This window comes from Salinarimonas sp. NSM (assembly GCF_052380005.1).
GTDB lineage: Bacteria > Pseudomonadota > Alphaproteobacteria > Rhizobiales > Beijerinckiaceae > Salinarimonas.
The window spans coordinates 1-18,755 of sequence record NZ_JBQTCJ010000061.1 but is presented as its reverse complement, the minus strand read 5'-3'; the positions used below and the strand labels follow the sequence as shown (position 1 = coordinate 18,755).

Below are 18,755 nucleotides of genomic sequence, written 5' to 3'. Positions count from 1 at the left end.
CGCCCGCGCGCGCTCATCCGCGCAGCCAGTCCTGGACCGGCATCTCGCGGTACGCGTCCTCGGCGACGTAGGCGAACATCCGCCGGAAGGTCTCCGGCTCATGATAGCCGACGATGCGGAAGACCTCGCGCTCGCGCGGCGCGCGCGTCGCGAGCCCTGCGGGGCGCGGCGGGAAGAACTGGATCGTCGGCGTGCCGCGCACGCCGTACTTGGCGGCCGTCGCCTTCTCCGACAGGGTCTCGCCGTCGAAGTCGACCACGTCGAGCGCGCCGATGAGGTTGAGCTGGAGGACGGCGAAGTGCGTGCGCACGTAGTCCGTGACGGCGGGAACGGCGAAGTTGACGAGGTGCACGTCGCGGCAGGCCGGACAGCCGCGCAGCTCCCACATCACGGCGAGGCGCTTGCCGGCGGCCGCGGCGTCCTCGAGATCCGGCCCGAGCTCGAGGAAGCTCTCCAGGAACCAGGGTTGGCGGTAGAGCCCGTCCTCGGTGCGAAATGCGCCGCCGGCCGTCTCCTCGGCCCGCGCGGCGCGGCGCCCGCCCGCCAGCCCCGCGAGGCCCATCATCCCCGCCCCGGCGAGGAGATCGCGTCGTGTCGGCATGCGTCGGTCCTCCGAATGTGGGGTCTTCAGGATAGCGCGCCGGCGCGCCCGTCTTCATCACGCTCTCGCGATCACCCGATGAGGCCGAGCGCGGGGACGGCGTCGAGCAGCCAGCCTGCGAGAACGGGCATCAGGCCGAGGAAGACGAGCACGCCCGTCGCGACGAGCGCAGCCCCCATCGTCTTCTCGACCACGCCGAGATGCCGCTTGAAGCCGGCGAGCCAGCGCAGGAACGGCCCCGTGAACAGCGCGGCGGCGAGGAACGGCAGCCCGATCCCCGCGGCGTAGGCCGCGAGCAGGGTCGCGCCGCGCCCGGGCGTGTCCTCCATGCCGGCGACCATCAGGATCGAGGCGAGCACCGGCCCGACGCAGGGCGACCAGCCGAAGGCGAAGGCGAGCCCGACCACGAAGGCGCCGGCGAGGCTCGCCGGCCGGCTCACGACCTGCACCCGCGTCTCGCGCATCAGCAGGAGCCAGCGGAAGGCGCCGAGCATGTGCAGGCCGAGCACCACGATGATCACGCCCGCGATCTGCGACAGCAGCACCACGTGGCGCGAGACGAAGCCGCCGAGCGCGGTGGCCGCCGCGCCGAAGGCCACGAAGACCATGCCGAAGCCGAGCACGAAGGCGCTCGCGCGCGCCAGCGCCCGCCCGGTCGTCGCCGCCTTCGGCTCGCGGGTGAGCTCCTCGAGCGAGGCGCCCGCGAGGAAGCACAGGTAGGGCGGCACCAGCGGCAGGACGCAGGGCGAGAGGAAGGAGAGCAGCCCCGCGCCGAATGCGGCGGCGAGCCCTATATCCAGCGCCATGCGGGCCTCCCCCGTTACATTCGCCTTGCGCGATATGTTATGGGATCGGGAGCGCGGCGCAAGCGGGTCGCGGCGGCGGGGATACGAGGGCTTCATGAAGGGGATCGGGCGACGTCGGGTTCTCGGGTCGATCGCGTGGCTCACGGGGGCGGCGATGCTCGCGCCGTCGCGGACGATCGCGTCGGATGCCGGCGAGCGAGAGGTCACGGTAATCATGTTCCGCCGCGCCGGCTGCCCCTGGTGCCACGCCTGGGACCGGGAGATCGGCCCGATCTGGCCGCGCAGCGACGTCGGTGCTCGCCACGCGATGCTCATGGTCGACCTCGACGCCGACCCGATGCCCGCGATCGCGCTCGATCGCCCCGTGCGCTACACGCCCACCTTCGTCGTCGCCGTCGACGGCGCGGAAGTCGGGCGCATCGACGGCTATCCGGGCCAGGATTTCTTCTGGGGGCTGATCGAGCGGCTGGTGGCGGAGGCGGAAGGCGGCGCGGGCGGCGCGGCGTCCACGAACTGAACTTTCTGCGTGCATCCGTGTTGCATGAACGACCTTAAGGCGATATGATTCCCGCGCACGAGGGAGGCGCGCATGCAGGTCGGCGTCGACGAGGCCAAGGAACGGCTGGAGGAGCTGCTGGAGCGGGCGGTGGCGGGGGAGATCGTCCTCATCGACCGCGGCCCCGAACAGCCGTCCATCTTTCTCACGGTGGGCACCACGCCGGAGGAACGCGCGCGCCGCGAGGCGGCCATCGCGGAAATCCAGGACTCCGTCCGCAGGAAGCGGGAGGCGGGTCTCGTCGCGGACGGCCCGGACGCGGCACGCTGCGCGGACTACCTCTACGACGACGAGACCGGGCTGCCGGTGTGATCGTCGTCGATACCTCGGCCCTGATCTGCGTCGTCGAGGGCGAGCGCGACGCCGACGAGTGTCGGCACATCCTCAGCGCGGCGGACGCGATCGGGATGTCCGCCGCGACGCTCATCGTCGCGAGTTCGCGCGGTCGCCATGCAGAAGCGTACGATCTCGTCGAAGCGCTGGGCATCATCGTCTACCCGGTCGACACGGAAATGGCGCGCGAGGTGGTAGAGGCCCATCTGCGTTTCGGTCGCGGCAATCACCCGGCCCGGCTGAACTTCGGCGATTGCTTCTCCTACGCTCTCGCACGTCGGCTCGGCCTTCCACTCCTCTACGTGGGGCAGGATTTCCGCCGAACCGACCTGCCCGTTGCCAGGGCCTGAACGGAGGCGCGTCGCTCGTCTCGCACTGCGCTCGCGTGACGAACGCCGACCGGGCGCCCGCTCAAGCATCCGCCAGCCGCCGCCCCGTGTCCCTGTCGAACACGTGGAGCGCACCGTCGACGACGCGCAGCGGCAGCGTGTCGCCCTCGCGCACGGCGACGCTGCCCGGCAGGCGCGCGGCGAGCACGTCGCCGCCCTCCCCCGCGACCGGCACCACCGCCTGGCCCTTGTCGAGCAGCGCGCCGTGGACCAGCGTGTCGGCGCCGAGCGTCTCGACGACGCGCACGCGCAGCGCCAGCTCCGCCGCCTCGCTGCCGACCAGCGTCAGGTGCTCCGGGCGCACGCCGATCGTCACCACCTTCTCGCCGTGCCCGGCGATCGCCTCCGGCAGCGCGCGCAGCGGCGCGCCGGTGTCGAGCGTCACCGCCCGCCCGTCCGCGCCGAGCCGGCCGGGCATGAAGTTCATCGCCGGCGAGCCGATGAAGCCGGCGACGAAGGTGGTGGCCGGGTGGAGGTAGACGTTCATCGGCGTGTCGATCTGCTCGGCGACGCCGGCATTCATCACCACCAGACGATCGGCCAGCGTCATCGCCTCGACCTGGTCGTGCGTCACGTAGAGGGACGTGGTGCGCAGCGAGCGCTGCAGCTGCTTGATCTCGAGGCGCATCTGCACGCGCAGCTTCGCGTCGAGGTTGGAGAGCGGCTCGTCGAACAGGAAGGCGGCCGGTTCGCGCACGATGCAGCGGCCCATGGCGACGCGCTGGCGCTGGCCGCCGGACAGCTGGCGCGGCTTGCGGTCGAGATAGGGCTTCAGCTGGAGCATCGTCGCCGCCTTGTCGACGCGCGCGCGGATCGCGTCCTTGGAGAGGCCGGCGATCTTCAGCCCGTAGGCCATGTTGTCGTAGACGCTCATGTGCGGGTAGAGCGCGTAGTTCTGGAACACCATGGCGATGTTCCGGTCCTTCGGCTCGAGCCGGTTGACCACGCGCGCGCCGATCGTCACCTCGCCGCCGGTGATCTCCTCGAGCCCGGCGACCATGCGCAGCAGCGTCGACTTCCCGCAGCCCGAGGGGCCGACGATGACGATCAGCTCGCCGTCGTCGATGTCGAGCGAGACGCCGTGGATGACCTTCGTGTCGCCGTAACGCTTGACGACGTCGCGGATGCCGATGCCGGCCATGCCCGTTCTCTCACTTCTCGGTTTCGACGAGGCCCTTCACGAAGAGCCTCTGCATGACCAGGATGACGGCGACCGGGGGCAGCAGCGCGAGGATCGCCGTCGCCATGACGAGGTGCCAGTGCGGCTGCTCGTCGGAGACGTTCACCATCCGGTAGATGCCCATGACGATGGTGGTGTAGCTCTCGTCCGTCGTGATGATCAGCGGCCAGAGATACTGGTTCCAGCCGAACAGGAACATGATCACGAAGATCGCCGCGATGTTGGTGCGCGAGAGCGGCAGCAGGATGTCGCGGAAGAAGCGCATCGGCCCCGCGCCGTCCATGCGCGCCGCCTCCGCGAGTTCGTCGGGGATCGTCAGGTAGAACTGCCGGAACAGGAAGGTGGCGGTGGCCGAGGCGACGATGGGGATCGTGAGGCCGGCATACGAGTTCAGCATGCCGAGGTTCGCGATCACCTCGAAGGTCGGCAGGATGCGCACCTCGACCGGCAGCATCAGCGTGAGGAAGATGATCCAGAACGCAACCATCCGGAAGGGAAAGCGGAAGTAGACGATCGCGAACGCCGAGACGAGCGAGACCGCGATCTTCCCCGTGGCGATGAGGAGCGCCATGATGAACGAGTTGAGCAGCATCAACCCCACCGGCGTGCCGCCGGCCTGGGACATGCCCGCCGAGAGCAGCTGCGAGTAGTTCTCGATCAGCCGGTCGCCGGGCAGGAGCGGCGCGGTGCCCGACATCAGCGCCGCCTGCGGGTGGGTCGATGCCACGAAGGCGACCCATACGGGGAAGAGCACGATCGCGACGCCGAGCCCCAGGACGAGGTGGCGCAGGATCGTGAGGACGGGACGGTTCTCGACCATGGCGGCGCTCCTCAGTACTGCACGCGCCGCTCGATCCAGCGGAACTGCATGAAGGTCAGCACGATGACGATCGCCATCAGGACGACCGACTGCGCGGCGGATCCGCCGAGATCGAGCCCGACGAAGCCGTCGGAATAGACCTTGTAGACGAGGATCGTCGTCGCCTGGCCGGGTCCGCCGGAGGTCGTCGCGTGGATGATCTGGAAGGTGTCGAAGAAGGCGTAGGTGACGTTGACGACGAGCAGGAAGAAGGCGGTCGGCGAGAGCAGCGGGAAGACGATCGTCCAGAAGCGCTTCATCGGCCCCGCCCCGTCGATCGCCGCCGCCTCGATCAGGGACTTCGGGATCGCCTGCAGCCCGGCGAGGAAGAAGAGGAAGTTGTAGGAGATCTGCTTCCAGACCGCCGCGACGACGACGAGGATCATCGCCTGGCCGCCGTTGAGCAGGTGGTTCCAGTCGATGCCGACCGCGCGCAGCGCGTGCGCGAACAAACCGATCGAGGGATTGAACAGGAACCACCACAGCACGCCGGCGACGGCGGGCGCGACGGCGTAGGGCATCACGAGCAGCGTCTTGTAGCCCGACGCGCCCTTGATCACCCGGTCGGCCATCACCGCGAGGAGCAGAGCGAGCGACAGCCCGATCGCGGTCACCGCGACCGAGAACACGACCGTCACCTGGAAGGCGTTCAGGTAGAGCGGATCGCTGAACAGCCGCTCGAAGTTGGCGAGCCCCACGAAGGTGGTGCGCAGCCCGAACGGGTCCTGGCGCAGCACCGACTGGTAGAGCGCCTGCCCCGCCGGCCACAGGAAGAAGACCGCCGTGATCGCGAGCTGCGGCAGGAGCAGCGCGAGCGGCAGCGCGAAGCCGCGGAAGGTGACTTTCTTGTGCATGGGCGGGTCCGGTCGCGAGCGCCCCGACAGCGCGAGCGGGAGAGCCGGATCGGCACGCGGACGCGTCGCCGGCAAAAGGAGGACGCCGCCCGTGGAGGGCGGCGTCCCGTGGAGAGGCGCGTCGCCTCAGCCGTTGTCGGCCTCGAACTGGCGCAGCAGCGCGTTGCCGCGCTCGACGGCCGTGTCCAGAGCCTCCTTCGGGGTCTTCTGGCCCGACCACACGAGCTCCAGCTCCTCGTTGATCACGTCGCGGATCTGGACGAAGTTGCCCAGGCGCAGGCCGCGCGAGTTGCCGGTCGGCTCGTTGAGGGTCATCTGCCGCACCGAAACGTCGGTGCCGGGGTTCTGCGCGTAGAAGCCCTGGCTCTCCGAGAGCTCGAAGGCGGCCTGCGTGATCGGCAGGTAGCCGGTGTCCTGGTGCCACTGCGCCTGGACGTCGGGCTGCGACAGGTACTCGAAGAACGCCGCGACGCCCTCGTACTCCTCCGCCTCGTGGCCCTGGAGCACCCACAGGGTGGCCCCGCCGATGATCGAGTTCTGCGGCGCGCCCGGAACGTCGTCGTAGTAGGGCAGCATCGCCACGCCGACCTCGAAGTCGGTGTTGGCGTTCACGCCCGCCTGCGCGGCCGAGGAGTTCATGTAGATCGCGCACTCGCCCGAGTAGAACAGCGGCGCGGAGTCGGACTGGCGGCCACCGTACTTGAACACGCCCTCGTCGGCCCAGCCCTTCATGTTGGAGATGTGGCGCACGTGGAGGTCGCTGTTGAAGGCGAACTCGGTCCCGAGGCCGTTGAAGCCGTTGTCGAGGGTCGCGAGCGGGACGTCGTGGTAGGCCGAGAAGTTCTCGATCTGCACCCAGGACTGCCAGCCGGTCGTGAAGCCGCAGGTGGCGGCGCCGGACTCGATGATGGCGCGCGAGGCCGCGACGACCTCGTCCCAGGTCTGGGGCGCGGTCTCCGGATCGAGGCCGGCGGCCTCGAAGACATCCTTGTTGTAGTACATCACCGGCGTGGACGAGTTGAACGGCATCGAGAGCATGTTGCCCTCCGGATCCGCGTAGTAGCCGACCACCGACGGGAGGTACTCCGACGGATCGAAGTTCTGCCCGTGGTCCTGCATCAGCTGGTAGACCGGGTAGATCGCGCCCTGGGCCGCCATCATGGTCGCGGTGCCGACCTCGAAGACCTGCACGATGTGCGGCTGCTCGCGGGCGCGGAACGCGGCGATCGCGCCCGTCATCGTCTCGGTGTAGTTGCCGCGGTAGACCGGTACGACCTCGTACTCGTCCTGCGTGGCGTTGAAGCCGGCCGCGACGGCGGCGGTCTTCTCGCCGAGCTCGCCGCCCATGGCGTGCCACCACTGAAGCTGCGTCTGGGCGCTGGCGGCGCCGGCGGCGAGCAGGATCGCCGTGGCCGAGGTGCCGGCCAGGATCGTGCGGGTGAAGGACATGGACGTCTCCCGTTTCGTAAGAGGCCCGTCGCCCCGGGCCGTGCGGGCCGGGGACGCGACGTGAGCGCCTTGTCGTGACGCTTCGTAACGGCCCTGTGACACTGAGCCGGCTAGCCGATAGGCGGCGGGACGGCGGAGGGGCAGGACATCACAAATGCAATTAACGATATTGATCGGTTGGTGCGATCGCGGCCCGTCGGGTCACCACGGCGACGCAGGAGCGATGTCGCGCCGCGCGATCGACCCCCTGTCACGTGGAAGAGCGCCCCGCCGCGCGACCGCGCACGGGGACCTCGGGTTCTGGACCTTCGCGCTTCGTCACGCTAAGCGGGGCGGCACGCATCGGAGCTCTTCGCCATGTCCCTCGACAGCGTGCGCGCCTTCCTCGCCGAGCGCGCGCCCGACATCGCCGTCATCGTCACCGAGGCCTCGAGCGCGACCGTCGCGGAGGCCGCCGCCGCGCACGGCGTCGAGCCGGCGCGTATCGCCAAGACGCTCACGCTCGCGATCGGCGAGCGCGTCGTGCTCGTCGTCGCCCGCGGCGACGCTCGTCTCGACAACAGGAAGATGAAGGCGACGTTCGGAGCGAAGGCGAAGATGCCGGACGCGCAGACGGTGGCGACCCTCACGGGCCACCCGGTCGGAGGCGTCTGCCCGTTCGGGCTGGCGACCGATCTGCCGGTCCATTGCGACGTGTCGCTGAAGGCCTTCGACGTCGTGGTGCCTGCGGCGGGCGCGACCAACGCCGCGGTCCATATCGCACCCGAGCGGATGGCCGCACTCGTCGGCGCGACCTGGGTCGACGTCTGCCAGGACCCGTCCGCCGCGGACGGCGGCTGACGAGGCCGCCTCGCTCGCCTCAGAGCACGTCCTGCAGGCTCTTGGGTGCCCAGTCGTTGACGATGCGCCGGCGCTTGGCCTGGCGGCGGAGGACGGATTTCAGCTTCTGCTTGAGCAGCGCGATGTCGAAGGGCTTGAGCAGGAAGGCGTCGACGCCCGCCGCGTGGGCGGCCGTCACCTGCTCGAAGGTGATCGAGGTCTCGGTGAGGATGAAGGCGATCTTGAACATCTCCTCGTCGCTCTTGACCGTGCGCAGCACCTGGAGACCGTCCACGGGCTCGAGGTCGAGGTCGCAGACGATGAGGCCGTAGCTGCCGTTGCGGATCATCTCGATGCCCTCGACGCCCGAGGGGGTGACGTCCACGTCGGCGAAGCCCAGGCGCAGGAAGATCTCGGCCACGAGCCGGCCGATCTTGGCGTTGTCGTCGATGATCAGGACCGAGGGAAACGGATCGTCTGACATCTGATCGCTCCCTCAGGTCAGGGCCTCGATGCCGCGCTTGGCCAGCAGGCACTGCTGGAGCGCGAGCATGCACTCGTGGACCTGCATCGGCTTGGGCGTGCCGCGCGCGAAGGCCTCGTCCAGCGCGTACTTCTCGAGCACCTCCTGGGTCATGAGGTTGCGCTCGAGCAGCTCCAGCGAGGGCAGGAGCTCGCGGCGGGGAATCTCGCGCCACTCGATGATGCGCACCTCCTTGTGGCGGTTGTCCGAGGAAATCCGCTTGAACGTGGTGTTCAACGCGTCGCGGTCCCCCTCCAGCATGTGGCCGAACCACCCGCGGTCGAGGACGAGGATCGAGGTGATCAGGCCGAACTCGTTCTGACGCCGGCTCGAGCGCACCAGCCGATCGAGCTGCTCCGCCCGTTTCGCCTGATCGCGATCGAGGGTGCAGCGGCTGAAGTAGCTGATCCGGCTGAGGCTGGAGCGGTTGAGCATGGGGCCTGTCGCATGACGTTCGACCCCACGCTCGCATCATGCGGATAAAAATCGGTAAAGCGGCGCTGCCTCAGCGACACTGCACGGCGACGCGGCGCCCGCGTGAGTCGATCGCGGTGCACGCGCGCGGCGTCGTCTCCGCACCGATGATCGCCCCTGCGGCGCCGCCGATGACGCCCCCGACGAGCGCCCCCCCCACGCTGCGCGTCGCCGCGCCACCGACGACCGCACCGGTTCCGGCGCCGATCGCGCCTCCCGTCAATGCGCGATCCGTGCGGGAATAAGGGCTGCAAGCGCCCAGGACCAGCACGAGAGCCAAGCAGGCGAGGAGCGATGCCTTCATGACGAGCCTCCCGAAGAGCGTCGAAGCGGACGAGCGCCGATCAACGCCGGGAAACGGCCGCGGTTCCCGCCCCCCTCACATTCGGAACACGCCGAAGCGTGTCTGCGGAATCGGCGCGTTGAGGGTCGCCGAGAGCGCCAGCGCCAGCACGCGGCGCGTCTCGGAGGGGAGGATCACGCCGTCGTCCCACAGCCGAGCCGTGGCGTGGAAGGGCGAGCCTTCGGCCTCGTACTTGTCGCGGATCGGCGCCTTGAAGGCCTCCTCCTCCTCCGCCGTCCAGGACTTCCCCTCCGCCTCGATGTTGTCGCGTCGCACGGTCGCGAGCACCGAGGCCGCCTGCTCGCCGCCCATCACGGAGATGCGGGCGTTGGGCCACATGAACAGGAAGCGCGGGGAATAGGCGCGCCCGCACATGCCGTAATTGCCCGCGCCGAAGGAGCCGCCGACGATCAGCGTGAGCTTCGGCACCTGCGCGCAGGCCACCGCCGTCACGAGCTTCGCCCCGTCCTTGGCGATGCCGCCGGCCTCGTACTCGCGCCCGACCATGAAGCCGGTGATGTTCTGCAGGAACAGGAGCGGGATGCCGCGCTGGCAGCACAGCTCGACGAAATGCGCGCCCTTCTGCGCGCTCTGCGAGAAGAGGATGCCGTTGTTGCCGATGATGCCCACCGGCATGCCGTGGATGCGCGCGAAGCCGGTGATCAGCGTCGTGCCGTAGAGGCGCTTGAACTCGTCGAATTCCGAGCCGTCGACGAGGCGGGCGATCACCTCGCGGATGTCGTACTGCTTCTTGAGGTCGGTAGGGACGACGGCGTCGAGCTCGTCCTCGCCGTAGGCGGGCTCGACCGGCTCGGCGAGCGCGAGGTCGACGCGCTTGACGCCGTTGAGGTTCGCGACGATCCGCCGGACGATGGCGAGCGCGTGCGCGTCGTCGGTGGCGTAGTGGTCGGCGACGCCCGAGAGGCGGGCGTGCACGTCGGCGCCGCCGAGGTCCTCGGCCGAGACCACCTCCCCCGTCGCCGCCTTCACCAGCGGCGGGCCGCCCAGAAAGATCGTGCCCTGGCGGCGCACGATCACCGTCTCGTCGGACATCGCCGGCACGTAGGCGCCGCCCGCCGTGCACGAGCCCATCACGCAGGCGATCTGCGGGATGCCCATGCCGGACATCTGCGCCTGGTTGTAGAAGATCCGCCCGAAATGCTCCCGGTCGGGGAAGACCTCGGTCTGGTGGGGCAGGTTCGCACCGCCGGAATCGACGAGGTAGATGCAGGGCAGGCGGTTCTCGCGGGCGATCTCCTGGGCGCGCAGGTGCTTCTTGACCGTCATCGGGTAGTAGGTGCCACCCTTGATGGTCGAATCATTGCAGACGATCATGCATTCGCGGCCCGACACCCGGCCGATGCCGGCGATCACGCCGGCGGAATGGATCGCGTCCTCGTACATGCCCCAGGCGGCGAGCGCGCCGATCTCGAGGAAGGGCGCGCCCGGATCGAGGAGGCGCATCACCCGCTCGCGCGGCAGCAGCTTGCCGCGCGCGAGATGCCGCTCGCGCGCCTTCGCCGGCCCGCCGGCGGCGACCTCCGCCCGACGCGCCCTCAGATCCGCCGCGAGCGCGGCCCAGGCGGCGCGGTTCTCCTGCGCTTCATGGGACGAGAGGTCGATCTGCGAGGCGATGACGGGCACGGGCGGGTCTCCGGGGACGCGGTGAGGCGACCCGCGGGTTATGCGGCAGCCGCAGGCGGATCACAAGCGGGGGGAGCCCCCGCCGCTCACGCCGCCTGTGCCTGCGGCGGCGGCGGGCGAACCCGGTCGAGCAGCCGCGCGATGCCCTCGCGCCGCGAGAGCAGCGCCACGGTCTCGGCGCGGTCCATCTCGGCGAGCCCCTCCTCCACGCTCTCGGCGGCGTCGAGCCGGGCGAGCGCGACGACGAAGGCTGGGTCGACGCCGATGCGGCCCGCGGGCGCGGCCGGCAGCATCGCGACGTGCAGCGCCGTCAGCGACGGCGTGTCCAGCAGGCGGGTCACCGCCGGCCGCTCGGCCCCCAGCGCCGCGGCGATCTCGCCGCGCAGGGCGCGGGCGCGCACCAGCATCGGCGGGGCGGCGCGCTCCTCGGGCGTGCGCAGCAGGCCGGCGGCGGCGATCCGCGGCGCGGGACGTGCGGTGAGGCCGGAGAGCGGGATCGCGAGCAGCAGGCCGATCACCGCCGGGCTCGTCCACAGGAACACCGCCGGCGAGACCGCGAGCGCCGCCACGCCGAGGGCGACGCCGAGCGCCGTGTGCCAGCGGTGGCGCCGGGCGATCTCCGACCACGGCACAGAGCCGTCCTCGCGCCGCTGCGCCTTCCAGCCGGCGTCGCGGCCGAGCAGGATCTGGAACACCGCGGCCGATTGCAGCGCCATCATCACGGGGGCGAGCAGCGCCGAGGCGAGCGTCTCGAGCAGGACGCCGCCCGTGGCGCGCAGCGGTCCGCCGAGCCCGCGGCGCACCGGGCCCGACGTCATCGCGACGAGGAGCCCGAAGAGCTTGGGCAGCAGCAGCACCGCCATCGTCGCCCCGAACAGCCCGAGGGCGCGCTCGAAGTCGATCACCGGCCAGGTCGGGAAGAGCGCGAAGTCGGCCGCGAAATAGTCCGGCCGCACGAACTGGGCCTGGAGCGCGAGCAGCAGGCCGGAGAGCAGGAAGGCGAGCCACAGCGGCGCGGAGAGGTAGGACAGGATGCCGATGGCGAAGTGCATCCGGCTGACCGGATGAAGCCCACGCGCGAACAGCACACCCGCGTGCTGGAGGTTGCCCTGGCACCAGCGCCGGTCGCGCTCGGCGAGGTCGACGAGCGAGGGCGGGCTCTCCTCCCACGAGCCGGACAGCGCCGGGTCGATCTCGATCGCCCAGCCGGCGCGGCGCATCAGCGCCGCCTCGACGAAGTCGTGGCTCATCACCGGCCCGCCGAAGGGCGCGCGCCCGGGCAGGTGCGGCAGGCCGGCGCTCTCGGCGAACGCCCGCGTTCGGATGATGGCGTTGTGGCCCCAGTAGTTTCCGGCATCGCCGGAGAACACCGCGAGCCCCGTCGCCATCACCGGGCCGTAGACCCGCGCGGCGAACTGCTGGAGGCGCGCGAACAGGCTCCAGCGCCCGACCAGCAGCGGCACGGTCTGCAGCAGGCCGAGCTCGGGCCGGCGCTCGAGCGCGAGCGTCATGCGCACCAGCGTGCGGGGGGTCATGACGCTGTCGGCGTCGAAGATCACGAAGGCGGGATAGGCGGCGCCGAAGCGGCGCACCCACTCGGCGATGTTGCCGGCCTTGCGCTCGACGTTCTTCGGGCGGCGGCGATAGAAGATCCGCGCCCGCGGGCGACGTGCGGCGCGGATGGCGAGGAAGGCCGCCTCCTCCGCGAGCCAGACGTCCGGGTCGGTCGTGTCGCTGAGCACGTAGAGGTCGTAGGCCTCGTGCACGTCCGCGTCCGCCAGCGACTCGGCGGTGGCGACGGCGGTGGCGAAGACGCGCGCGGGGTCCTCGTTGTAGGTCGGCAGCAGGATGGCGGTGCGCGTGCTCGGCCGCGCGCGGGGCGCGAGAAAGTGCGGCGGCGACAGGCGTCGGCGCAGCAGCGCCGCGGTCCCGAGCACCGCGAGCGAGAACGCGAAGGCGATCCAGGCGATCGTCGTCGCGAACAGGACGAGCATCACGATCTCGATCGACGTCAGGGACGCGACCGAGAGGACCGCGTGCATCTCGCGCGTCAGCCCGGCGGCGATGACGACGGCGAGGACGATCGCGCCGGCGCGGGCGAGGCGCGTGCCGCGCCGCTGCGGCAGCGCACCGCGTGTGGCCGGCGGCGCGCCGAGGTCCTGCACCGGCATGGCGAGCGGGGCGTCCGGCGGCAGCGCCGGATCCATCGAGGCGAGCGGATGAGCGGTCATGCGGGCAACCACCTGTAGAGCCAGGTCTCGGAGACGATCGCGCCGTCGCGCACGAGCGTGCAGCGCAGCTCGGACACGGACGCACCCTGCGGGTCGAGCTCGATCGCCACGCGCACGCCACCGAGGTCCGGGTCGGTCTTGACGACGGGCGGCGAGAGCACGCCCGCCGACGCGCTCACCTCGGCGGTGACGGGCAATTCGCCCTCCTGGACGAGCCCCTCGCCGGCGAAGTCGACCACGAAGACGCGCTTGTCGCGCTCGGCCTGTGGCCGGCCCACCTCGGAGAGGCCCGAGAGCGTGCGGCGCACCTTCGCGAGCCCGTGCTGCACCGGCGGCTCGCCGCGCCAATGCAGGCGGTAGGCGATCTGGAACGGCACGCCGGCGGCGAGCGGCAGGCGGGGGCGCCAGAAGGCGACGATGTTGTCGTGGACCTCGGCGTCGGTGGGGATCTCGACGAGGACGACGGCGCCCTCCCCCCAGTCCCCGATCGGCTCGACCCACAGGCTCGGGCGGCGGTGGTAGTCGGCCTCCAGGTCCTGGTAGACGCCGAGGTCGCGCTCGCGCTGCATCAGGCCGAAGCCGTGCGGCTTGCTGTCGAGGAAGGTCGCGATCTGGAGCGTGCGCGGGTTGAGGATCGGCCGCCAGAGCCATTCGCCCTGGCCGTTCCACATCAGGAGCCCGTCGGAATCGTGCACGGCGCCGCGGAAGTCGTCGATGCCGACGCGGTCGTGGCCGGAGAAATAGTACATCGACGTCAACGGGGCCACGCCGACGGTCGCGATCTCGGCGCGCGGATAGAGCACCGCCTCCACCTCGATCACCGTCGAGGCCCCCGGCCGCAGGCTGAAGCGGTAGGCGCCGGTCGTGCTCGGGCTGTCGAGGAGCGCGTGGACGACGATGGTGTCGGCGTCAGGCGCGGGGGTCTCGATCCAGAACTCGCGGAAGGTCGGGAACTCCTCCCCGGCCGGATCCGCGGTCGCCACCGCGAGCCCGCGGGCGGAGAGGCCGTAGGCCTGGCCCTTGGCCACCGCGCGGAAGTAGCTCGCGCCCTGGAAGACGGCGAACTCGTCGAGATAGTCGTCGCGGTTGACCGGCGCGTGGATGCGAAAGCCCGAGAAGCCGAGGTCCTCGATGTCGGTCGGCGGGTCCTCGACCAGAGGGCCGTAGGAGAACATCGCAGGGTCGAAGATCAGCTTGCGGCTCGTCCCGCCGTCGACGACGCGGATCGCCACAGGCTCGCGGTAGCCGAAGCCCAGGTGGAACAGCTGGAGCTGGAACGGGCTCTCGCCGCCGGCCCAGATCGCGCTCTCGGGACGGAAGCGGATGTCGCGGTACTGGTCGTAGTCGAGGCCGGCGAGGGTCTCCGGGAGGTCCTGGGGCGGCGGCACCCAGGGGGCGGCGGCGAGCGCCTGGGCGCGCTCGCGCACGAGGGCGGGGCGGAAGGGCTCGGGCGCACCCCAATGCTCCGCGCCTTCGGCGAGGGCTGCGGCGAGAGCGCGCCCGGGCGAGCCCGGACGCGGGGCGAGCGCGAGCGCGGCGGCGAGCGCCAGCACCGAGCGGCGAGAAACCGACACGAGGAGTTCTCCGACTGTCATGAAGGCGTCCGCCCGGGCCGTCCGCGGGCGCGCGGCGGGGGGATGCCGCGCGTGTGTCCGCTCGCTCTCGGTCGACGCACCTTCATCATACGCTTCCGTTTCGCGCTGCACAACGGCCAAGGAGACGGATCGTTCGATCACGATCGCGCAGACCGCTGCGCAGCATGACGGACGCTGGCTGCGGTTTTGGCGCAGATTTTGGCGGGCGTCGGGCGAGGATGCGGAAATTCGTCCCACGCCGCGGTCGATGACATCTAATGATTACCCGCAGCCGACAAGCGCCATCGGAAGACGGCATCCACCAGGCGTCTCGGCAGGCGCGGCAGGACGACGTTCTCCAGGAACGGGCGAGCCGAGGGTGCGTACCGCGTGCGCGGCCGGTGCGTGGTCAGGGCCTCGAAGGTCGAGCGCGCCACCGCGTCGGCGGGCAGCCCGTGGCGCGGTGCACCGGAGACGATGGCGCCGAGCGCCCAGCGGAACGCGCCGCCGTAGGGCGTATGGTCGAACCGGTGGAGACCCTGCGCCGCCACCTTGTCCCACAACGGTGTCGCCACGGCGGAGGGGGCCATCACGATCACGCGGATGCCGAAGGGCGAGAGCTCGCGCCGCAGCGCCTCCGAGAAGCCCTCGATGCCGTGCTTCGTGGCGATGTAGGAGGTGACGTAAGGCTGGCCGAAGCGTCCGCCGAGCGACGACATGGTGACGATCCGGCCCATCCGCCCGTCCCGCGCGGGATCGGTGCCCAGGAGCGGCAGGAAGGCGCGGGCGGTGAGCATCGTGCCGACCAGGTTCACCTCGATCTGCCGCCGGATCTCGGCGACCTCCTGGTGCTCGAGCGGTGCCGGAATGCCGATTCCGGCGTTCGCCACGAGGCCCGCCAGCCGCCGGCCGTCGAGCGCCGCGCCCACCGTCTCCACGGCGCGCGCGAGGGCGGCCTCGTCCGTCACGTCGAGGAGGAGCGGCGTGAAGCCCGGCCCCAGCTCGTCGGCGAGCCGCGCGGCGTCCTCCTCGCGGCGCGCCGAGCCGAACACGCGCCAGCCCCGCGCGAGGAATTCCCGCGCGATCGCGAGCCCGATGCCGGATGTGGCGCCGGTGACGACGAGTGTGGGGGGCGGGCTGGGCATGGCGTGGTCCTCGATCGTCGTGGGTAACGCGCGACGCGCCGGGCGGATAATCCCGCCGACCCTGGCGAATCACCCGGCGAAGGGTGGAGATAGCGCCCGGAGGACGGATGGTCAGGATCCTGCACACCGCGGATTGGCATCTGGGGCACACGCTCGCCGGCTATTCCCGCGAGGCCGAGCACCGCGCCGCGCTCGACGCGCTCGTCGCCGTCGCGGCGCGCGAGGCCGTCGACGCGATCGTCGTCGCGGGCGACGTGTTCGACGCGCTCAACCCATCGGCGGAGGCTCAGACGCTCTTCTTCGACACGCTGGCGCGCCTGCGCGCCGTGCGGCCGCACGCGGCGATCGTCGTCGTCGCCGGCAACCACGATCCCGCCGGGCGGCTCGAGGCGCCGGGCGGCCTCTACAGGCTCGCGGACGTGACCGTCGTCGGCACGATCGCCCGCCGGGCGGAGGGCCCCGACCTCGCCCGCCATCTCGTGCCCGTGCGCGACGCGCACGGAGCGGTCGGCGCCCATGTTCTCGCCGTCCCCTTCCCGCGCGTGGCGGACCTGCCGCCGCTCGACGGCGCGATCGCCGGCTCGCCCGTCGTCGCGGGCGTCAGGGCGCTCTACGGCGACCTGATCGCGCGCGCGAAGGCCGCGATCGGCGAGAGCCCGCTCGTGGTCACCGGGCATCTGCACGTCTCCGGCGCGCTGGAATCGGAGGGCGCCGAGCGGCGCATCCTGGTCGGCGGCGAGCATGCGGTGCCGCCCGACGTCTTCCCGCCGCAGGCCACCTACGTCGCGCTCGGCCACCTGCACCGCCCCCAGGCGGTGGGGCGCGAGACGATCCGCTACGCCGGCTCGCTCTTCCCGCTCTCGAAGACCGAGAGCGGCTACGACCACGGCGTCACCCTCGTCGAGATCGCGGGCGGGGACGTCGTGTCGCGCCACGTCCCCCTCCCCCGCCCCGTCCCCTGCCTGCGCATCCCCGCGCGCGGGGCGATCCCGGCGAACGCGGTCGAGGCGGCGCTCGCGGGTCTCGGGCTCGCGGAGGACCTGCCGCCGGCGGCACGCCCCTTCGTCTGGCTGAGCGTTTCGGTCGACGGGCCGGCGGTCGGGCTGCACGCCGAGATCGGGGAGCTCGCCGAGCGCTTTCCCGTGCGCCTCGCCGGGCTGGCGCTGGAACGTCCGGCCGCCTCGGGCGCGGTCGCCGAGCCCGAGGCGCTCGCGGTGCGCCTCGCCGAGCGCGCGCCGGCCGAGGTCTTCCGCGAGGCCTACTCCGCGCGCCACGGCGCGGCACCCACGCCCGCCCACGAGGAGGCCTTCGCCGCCCTCCTCGCCACGGCATATGACAGCGACGAGGAGGAGGCCTGACATGCGCATCCTCGCGATCCGCGGCGAGAACCTCGCCTCCCTGGCCGAGCCCTTCGAGATCGACTTCGGGGCCGCCCCGCTCGCCGCCGCGGGCCTCTTCGCGATCACCGGCGAGACTGGGGCCGGCAAGTCGACGCTGCTCGACGCCTTGTGCCTCGCCCTCTACGACGAGTTCCCGCGGGTGAAGGCGGAGGGCGCCAACGAGCAGATCCCCGACGGCGAGAACACGCCGCTTTCGGCCACCGATCCGCGCACGATCCTGCGCCGCGGCGCCGGGCGCGGGTTCGCCGAGGTGGACTTCGCGGCCCGCGACGGCGCCGTCTACCGCGTGCGCTGCGAGCTGAACCGCGCCCGTGGCCGGGCGACGGGCGCGCTGCAGAAGCGCGGGCGCGCACTCTGGAAGCTGCTCCCGGAGGGCGGGCTCGACGCGGTGGCGTCGGGCGTCGTGCCGGTGCGCCAGGAGGTGGAGCGGCTCACCGACCTCACCTGCGACCAGTTCCGCCGCACGGTCCTGCTCGCCCAGGGCGACTTCGACGCGTTCCTGCGCGCCGATGCGCGCGAGCGCGCGGAGCTGCTCGAGAAGATCACCGGCACGGAGATATACGCGACGCTTTCGCGCCGCGCCTTCGAGCGCTGGCGCGCGACCAGGGCCGTGCTCGACGCGCTCGAGGCCCGCCGCGCCGGCATCGGCCTCCTCCCGCCGGAGGACCGCGCCGCGCGGGAGGCGGAGCTCGCCGCGCTCGCCGTGCGCAAGGCCGAGGAGACCGCCGCGCGGGAGGCGGTGGAGGCGGCGCTGCGCCGGCACGAGGCGATCGAGACGGCGAAGGCCAAGCGCGATGCGGCCGCCGCGACGTTGGTGGAGCGTCGGGAGGCGGCCGAGGCGCTGGCGCCGGAGCGGGAGCGTCGGGCAGCGCTGGAGCGGGCGGAGCCGCTGCGGGCGCCGTTCGAACGTGAGCGCGAGGCGGCCCAGCGCCGCTCGCTCCTGCGCGAGGCCGCCGCCGAGACGGTCCGCACGCACGATATCGCCACCGCGGCGCTCGAGGAGGCGCGCGCGCGGGCCGACGACGCGCAGGCGGGCTGCGCAGCGGCCGAGACCGCCTGCGAGCGGATGGCTCCCGTCTGGGACGAAGCCGCCGCGCTCGACCGGCGCATCATCGACACCGCGGCCGAGGCCCGCACGAGGGAGACGGAACGCGACGATGCGCGCCGATCCAAGGCCGAGGCCGTGCGGACGGTCGAGGATCTCGCCGCGCGCATCGACGCGGCGCAGGCCGAGCGCGCCGACACCGAGGCCGCGCTCGCGGCGAACGCCGGCCTGGCGCGACTGGCGGACGGCTTCGAGGATTTCGTCACGAGCCTCGCGAAGCGTACGGAGTTGCGCGACGAGATTGCCGCGTTGCGGGAGACGCGCGCGGCCGCCGTCGAGGTGCTCGGGCAGCTCGCGGGGCGCCGGGGCGCGCTCGATGCCGCGGACGCGGAGGATGCCGAAGCCCGCGCCGGCTGCGACGCGCGGCTCGCCGAGAAGACGGCGGCGCTCGATGCGCTCGACGCCGGCTCCGCCGGGGCGCGGCTCGCGGCGCTCGATACGGCGGAGCGCGCCTGCGCGCGGCTCGCCAC

19 protein-coding genes are annotated in these 18,755 nt (G+C 71.8%); 6 read left to right on the top strand and 13 right to left on the bottom strand.

The window, feature by feature from the left end; genetic code table 11:
- Positions 1-13 precede the first annotated feature (13 nt).
- Entirely contained in the window at positions 14-601 is a 588-nt protein-coding gene (locus ACTZWW_RS18655; RefSeq protein WP_444782468.1) for a thioredoxin family protein, read from the bottom strand.
- Positions 602-672: 71 nt separating this feature from the next.
- Positions 673-1,407 carry a cytochrome c biogenesis CcdA family protein gene (locus ACTZWW_RS18650; protein ID WP_444782467.1) on the bottom strand — a complete coding sequence of 245 codons (735 nt, stop codon included), beginning with the start codon at positions 1,405-1,407 and terminating at the stop codon, positions 673-675.
- A gap of 94 nt (positions 1,408-1,501) precedes the next feature.
- Here ACTZWW_RS18650 and ACTZWW_RS18645 point away from each other — a divergent pair, with 94 nt between their 5' ends.
- The 3 genes from ACTZWW_RS18645 (at position 1,502) to ACTZWW_RS18635 (ending at position 2,646) form a co-directional block, all read left to right on the top strand.
- Positions 1,502-1,924 carry a thioredoxin family protein gene (locus ACTZWW_RS18645; RefSeq protein ID WP_444782466.1) on the top strand — a complete coding sequence of 141 codons (423 nt, stop codon included), beginning with the start codon at positions 1,502-1,504 and terminating at the stop codon, positions 1,922-1,924.
- A 72-nt stretch (positions 1,925-1,996) separates the two neighbouring features.
- On the top strand, positions 1,997-2,275 hold the full coding sequence (locus tag ACTZWW_RS18640; protein WP_444782465.1) for a type II toxin-antitoxin system prevent-host-death family antitoxin: 279 nt from the start codon (positions 1,997-1,999) through the stop codon (positions 2,273-2,275).
- Positions 2,272-2,646 carry a type II toxin-antitoxin system VapC family toxin gene (locus ACTZWW_RS18635; RefSeq protein ID WP_444782464.1) on the top strand — a complete coding sequence of 125 codons (375 nt, stop codon included), beginning with the start codon at positions 2,272-2,274 and terminating at the stop codon, positions 2,644-2,646. The genes ACTZWW_RS18640 and ACTZWW_RS18635 overlap by 4 nt, the downstream gene beginning before the upstream one ends.
- Positions 2,647-2,707: 61 nt before the next feature.
- On the opposite strand, the gene ACTZWW_RS18630 is transcribed toward ACTZWW_RS18635, so the two are convergent.
- From ACTZWW_RS18630 to ugpB, 4 genes are all read right to left on the bottom strand, one after another.
- A complete protein-coding gene (locus ACTZWW_RS18630) occupies positions 2,708-3,826 on the bottom strand; it encodes a sn-glycerol-3-phosphate import ATP-binding protein UgpC (RefSeq protein WP_444782463.1) in 1,119 nt (372 codons plus the stop codon).
- A 10-nt stretch (positions 3,827-3,836) separates the two neighbouring features.
- Positions 3,837-4,685: a sn-glycerol-3-phosphate ABC transporter permease UgpE gene (gene ugpE, locus ACTZWW_RS18625; RefSeq protein WP_444782462.1), complete on the bottom strand. Its 849-nt coding sequence runs from the start codon at positions 4,683-4,685 to the stop codon at positions 3,837-3,839.
- Positions 4,686-4,696: 11 nt separating this feature from the next.
- Positions 4,697-5,578, bottom strand: a complete 882-nt coding sequence (gene ugpA / locus ACTZWW_RS18620) for a sn-glycerol-3-phosphate ABC transporter permease UgpA (RefSeq protein ID WP_444782461.1) — start codon at positions 5,576-5,578, stop codon at positions 4,697-4,699.
- Between the two features lie 126 nt (positions 5,579-5,704).
- A complete protein-coding gene (ugpB, locus tag ACTZWW_RS18615; RefSeq protein ID WP_444782460.1) occupies positions 5,705-7,027 on the bottom strand; it encodes a sn-glycerol-3-phosphate ABC transporter substrate-binding protein UgpB in 1,323 nt (440 codons plus the stop codon).
- Between the two features lie 357 nt (positions 7,028-7,384).
- Between ugpB and ACTZWW_RS18610 the strand changes: the two genes are divergently transcribed.
- Positions 7,385-7,867, top strand: a complete 483-nt coding sequence (locus ACTZWW_RS18610; protein WP_444782459.1) for a YbaK/EbsC family protein — start codon at positions 7,385-7,387, stop codon at positions 7,865-7,867.
- A 19-nt stretch (positions 7,868-7,886) separates the two neighbouring features.
- On the opposite strand, the gene ACTZWW_RS18605 is transcribed toward ACTZWW_RS18610, so the two are convergent.
- The 7 genes from ACTZWW_RS18605 to ACTZWW_RS18575 form a co-directional block, all read right to left on the bottom strand.
- Entirely contained in the window at positions 7,887-8,330 is a 444-nt protein-coding gene (locus tag ACTZWW_RS18605; RefSeq protein WP_372424851.1) for a response regulator, read from the bottom strand.
- A 12-nt stretch (positions 8,331-8,342) separates the two neighbouring features.
- Positions 8,343-8,804, bottom strand: a complete 462-nt coding sequence (locus ACTZWW_RS18600; RefSeq protein ID WP_444782458.1) for a BLUF domain-containing protein — start codon at positions 8,802-8,804, stop codon at positions 8,343-8,345.
- Positions 8,805-8,874: 70 nt separating this feature from the next.
- Positions 8,875-9,147 carry a glycine zipper domain-containing protein gene (locus ACTZWW_RS18595; protein WP_444782457.1) on the bottom strand — a complete coding sequence of 91 codons (273 nt, stop codon included), beginning with the start codon at positions 9,145-9,147 and terminating at the stop codon, positions 8,875-8,877.
- Between the two features lie 75 nt (positions 9,148-9,222).
- Positions 9,223-10,830, bottom strand: coding sequence for a carboxyl transferase domain-containing protein (locus ACTZWW_RS18590; protein WP_444782456.1), 1,608 nt, complete (start codon positions 10,828-10,830; stop codon positions 9,223-9,225).
- A gap of 86 nt (positions 10,831-10,916) precedes the next feature.
- Positions 10,917-13,061, bottom strand: a complete 2,145-nt coding sequence (gene mdoH, locus ACTZWW_RS18585) for a glucans biosynthesis glucosyltransferase MdoH (protein ID WP_444782455.1) — start codon at positions 13,059-13,061, stop codon at positions 10,917-10,919.
- Positions 13,058-14,656: a glucan biosynthesis protein gene (locus tag ACTZWW_RS18580; protein WP_444782454.1), complete on the bottom strand. Its 1,599-nt coding sequence runs from the start codon at positions 14,654-14,656 to the stop codon at positions 13,058-13,060. Before ACTZWW_RS18580 ends, mdoH begins: the two co-directional genes overlap by 4 nt.
- Positions 14,657-14,910: 254 nt before the next feature.
- Entirely contained in the window at positions 14,911-15,780 is an 870-nt protein-coding gene (locus ACTZWW_RS18575) for an SDR family NAD(P)-dependent oxidoreductase (RefSeq protein WP_444782453.1), read from the bottom strand.
- 107 nt (positions 15,781-15,887) lie between these two features.
- On the opposite strand from ACTZWW_RS18575, the gene ACTZWW_RS18570 reads away from it, so the two are divergent.
- Positions 15,888-17,138: an exonuclease SbcCD subunit D gene (locus ACTZWW_RS18570; protein WP_444782452.1), complete on the top strand. Its 1,251-nt coding sequence runs from the start codon at positions 15,888-15,890 to the stop codon at positions 17,136-17,138.
- Between the two features lies 1 nt (position 17,139).
- Positions 17,140-18,755, top strand: a 1,616-nt coding sequence (locus ACTZWW_RS18565) for an AAA family ATPase (protein ID WP_444782451.1), incomplete at its 3' end; no start/stop codon positions are given.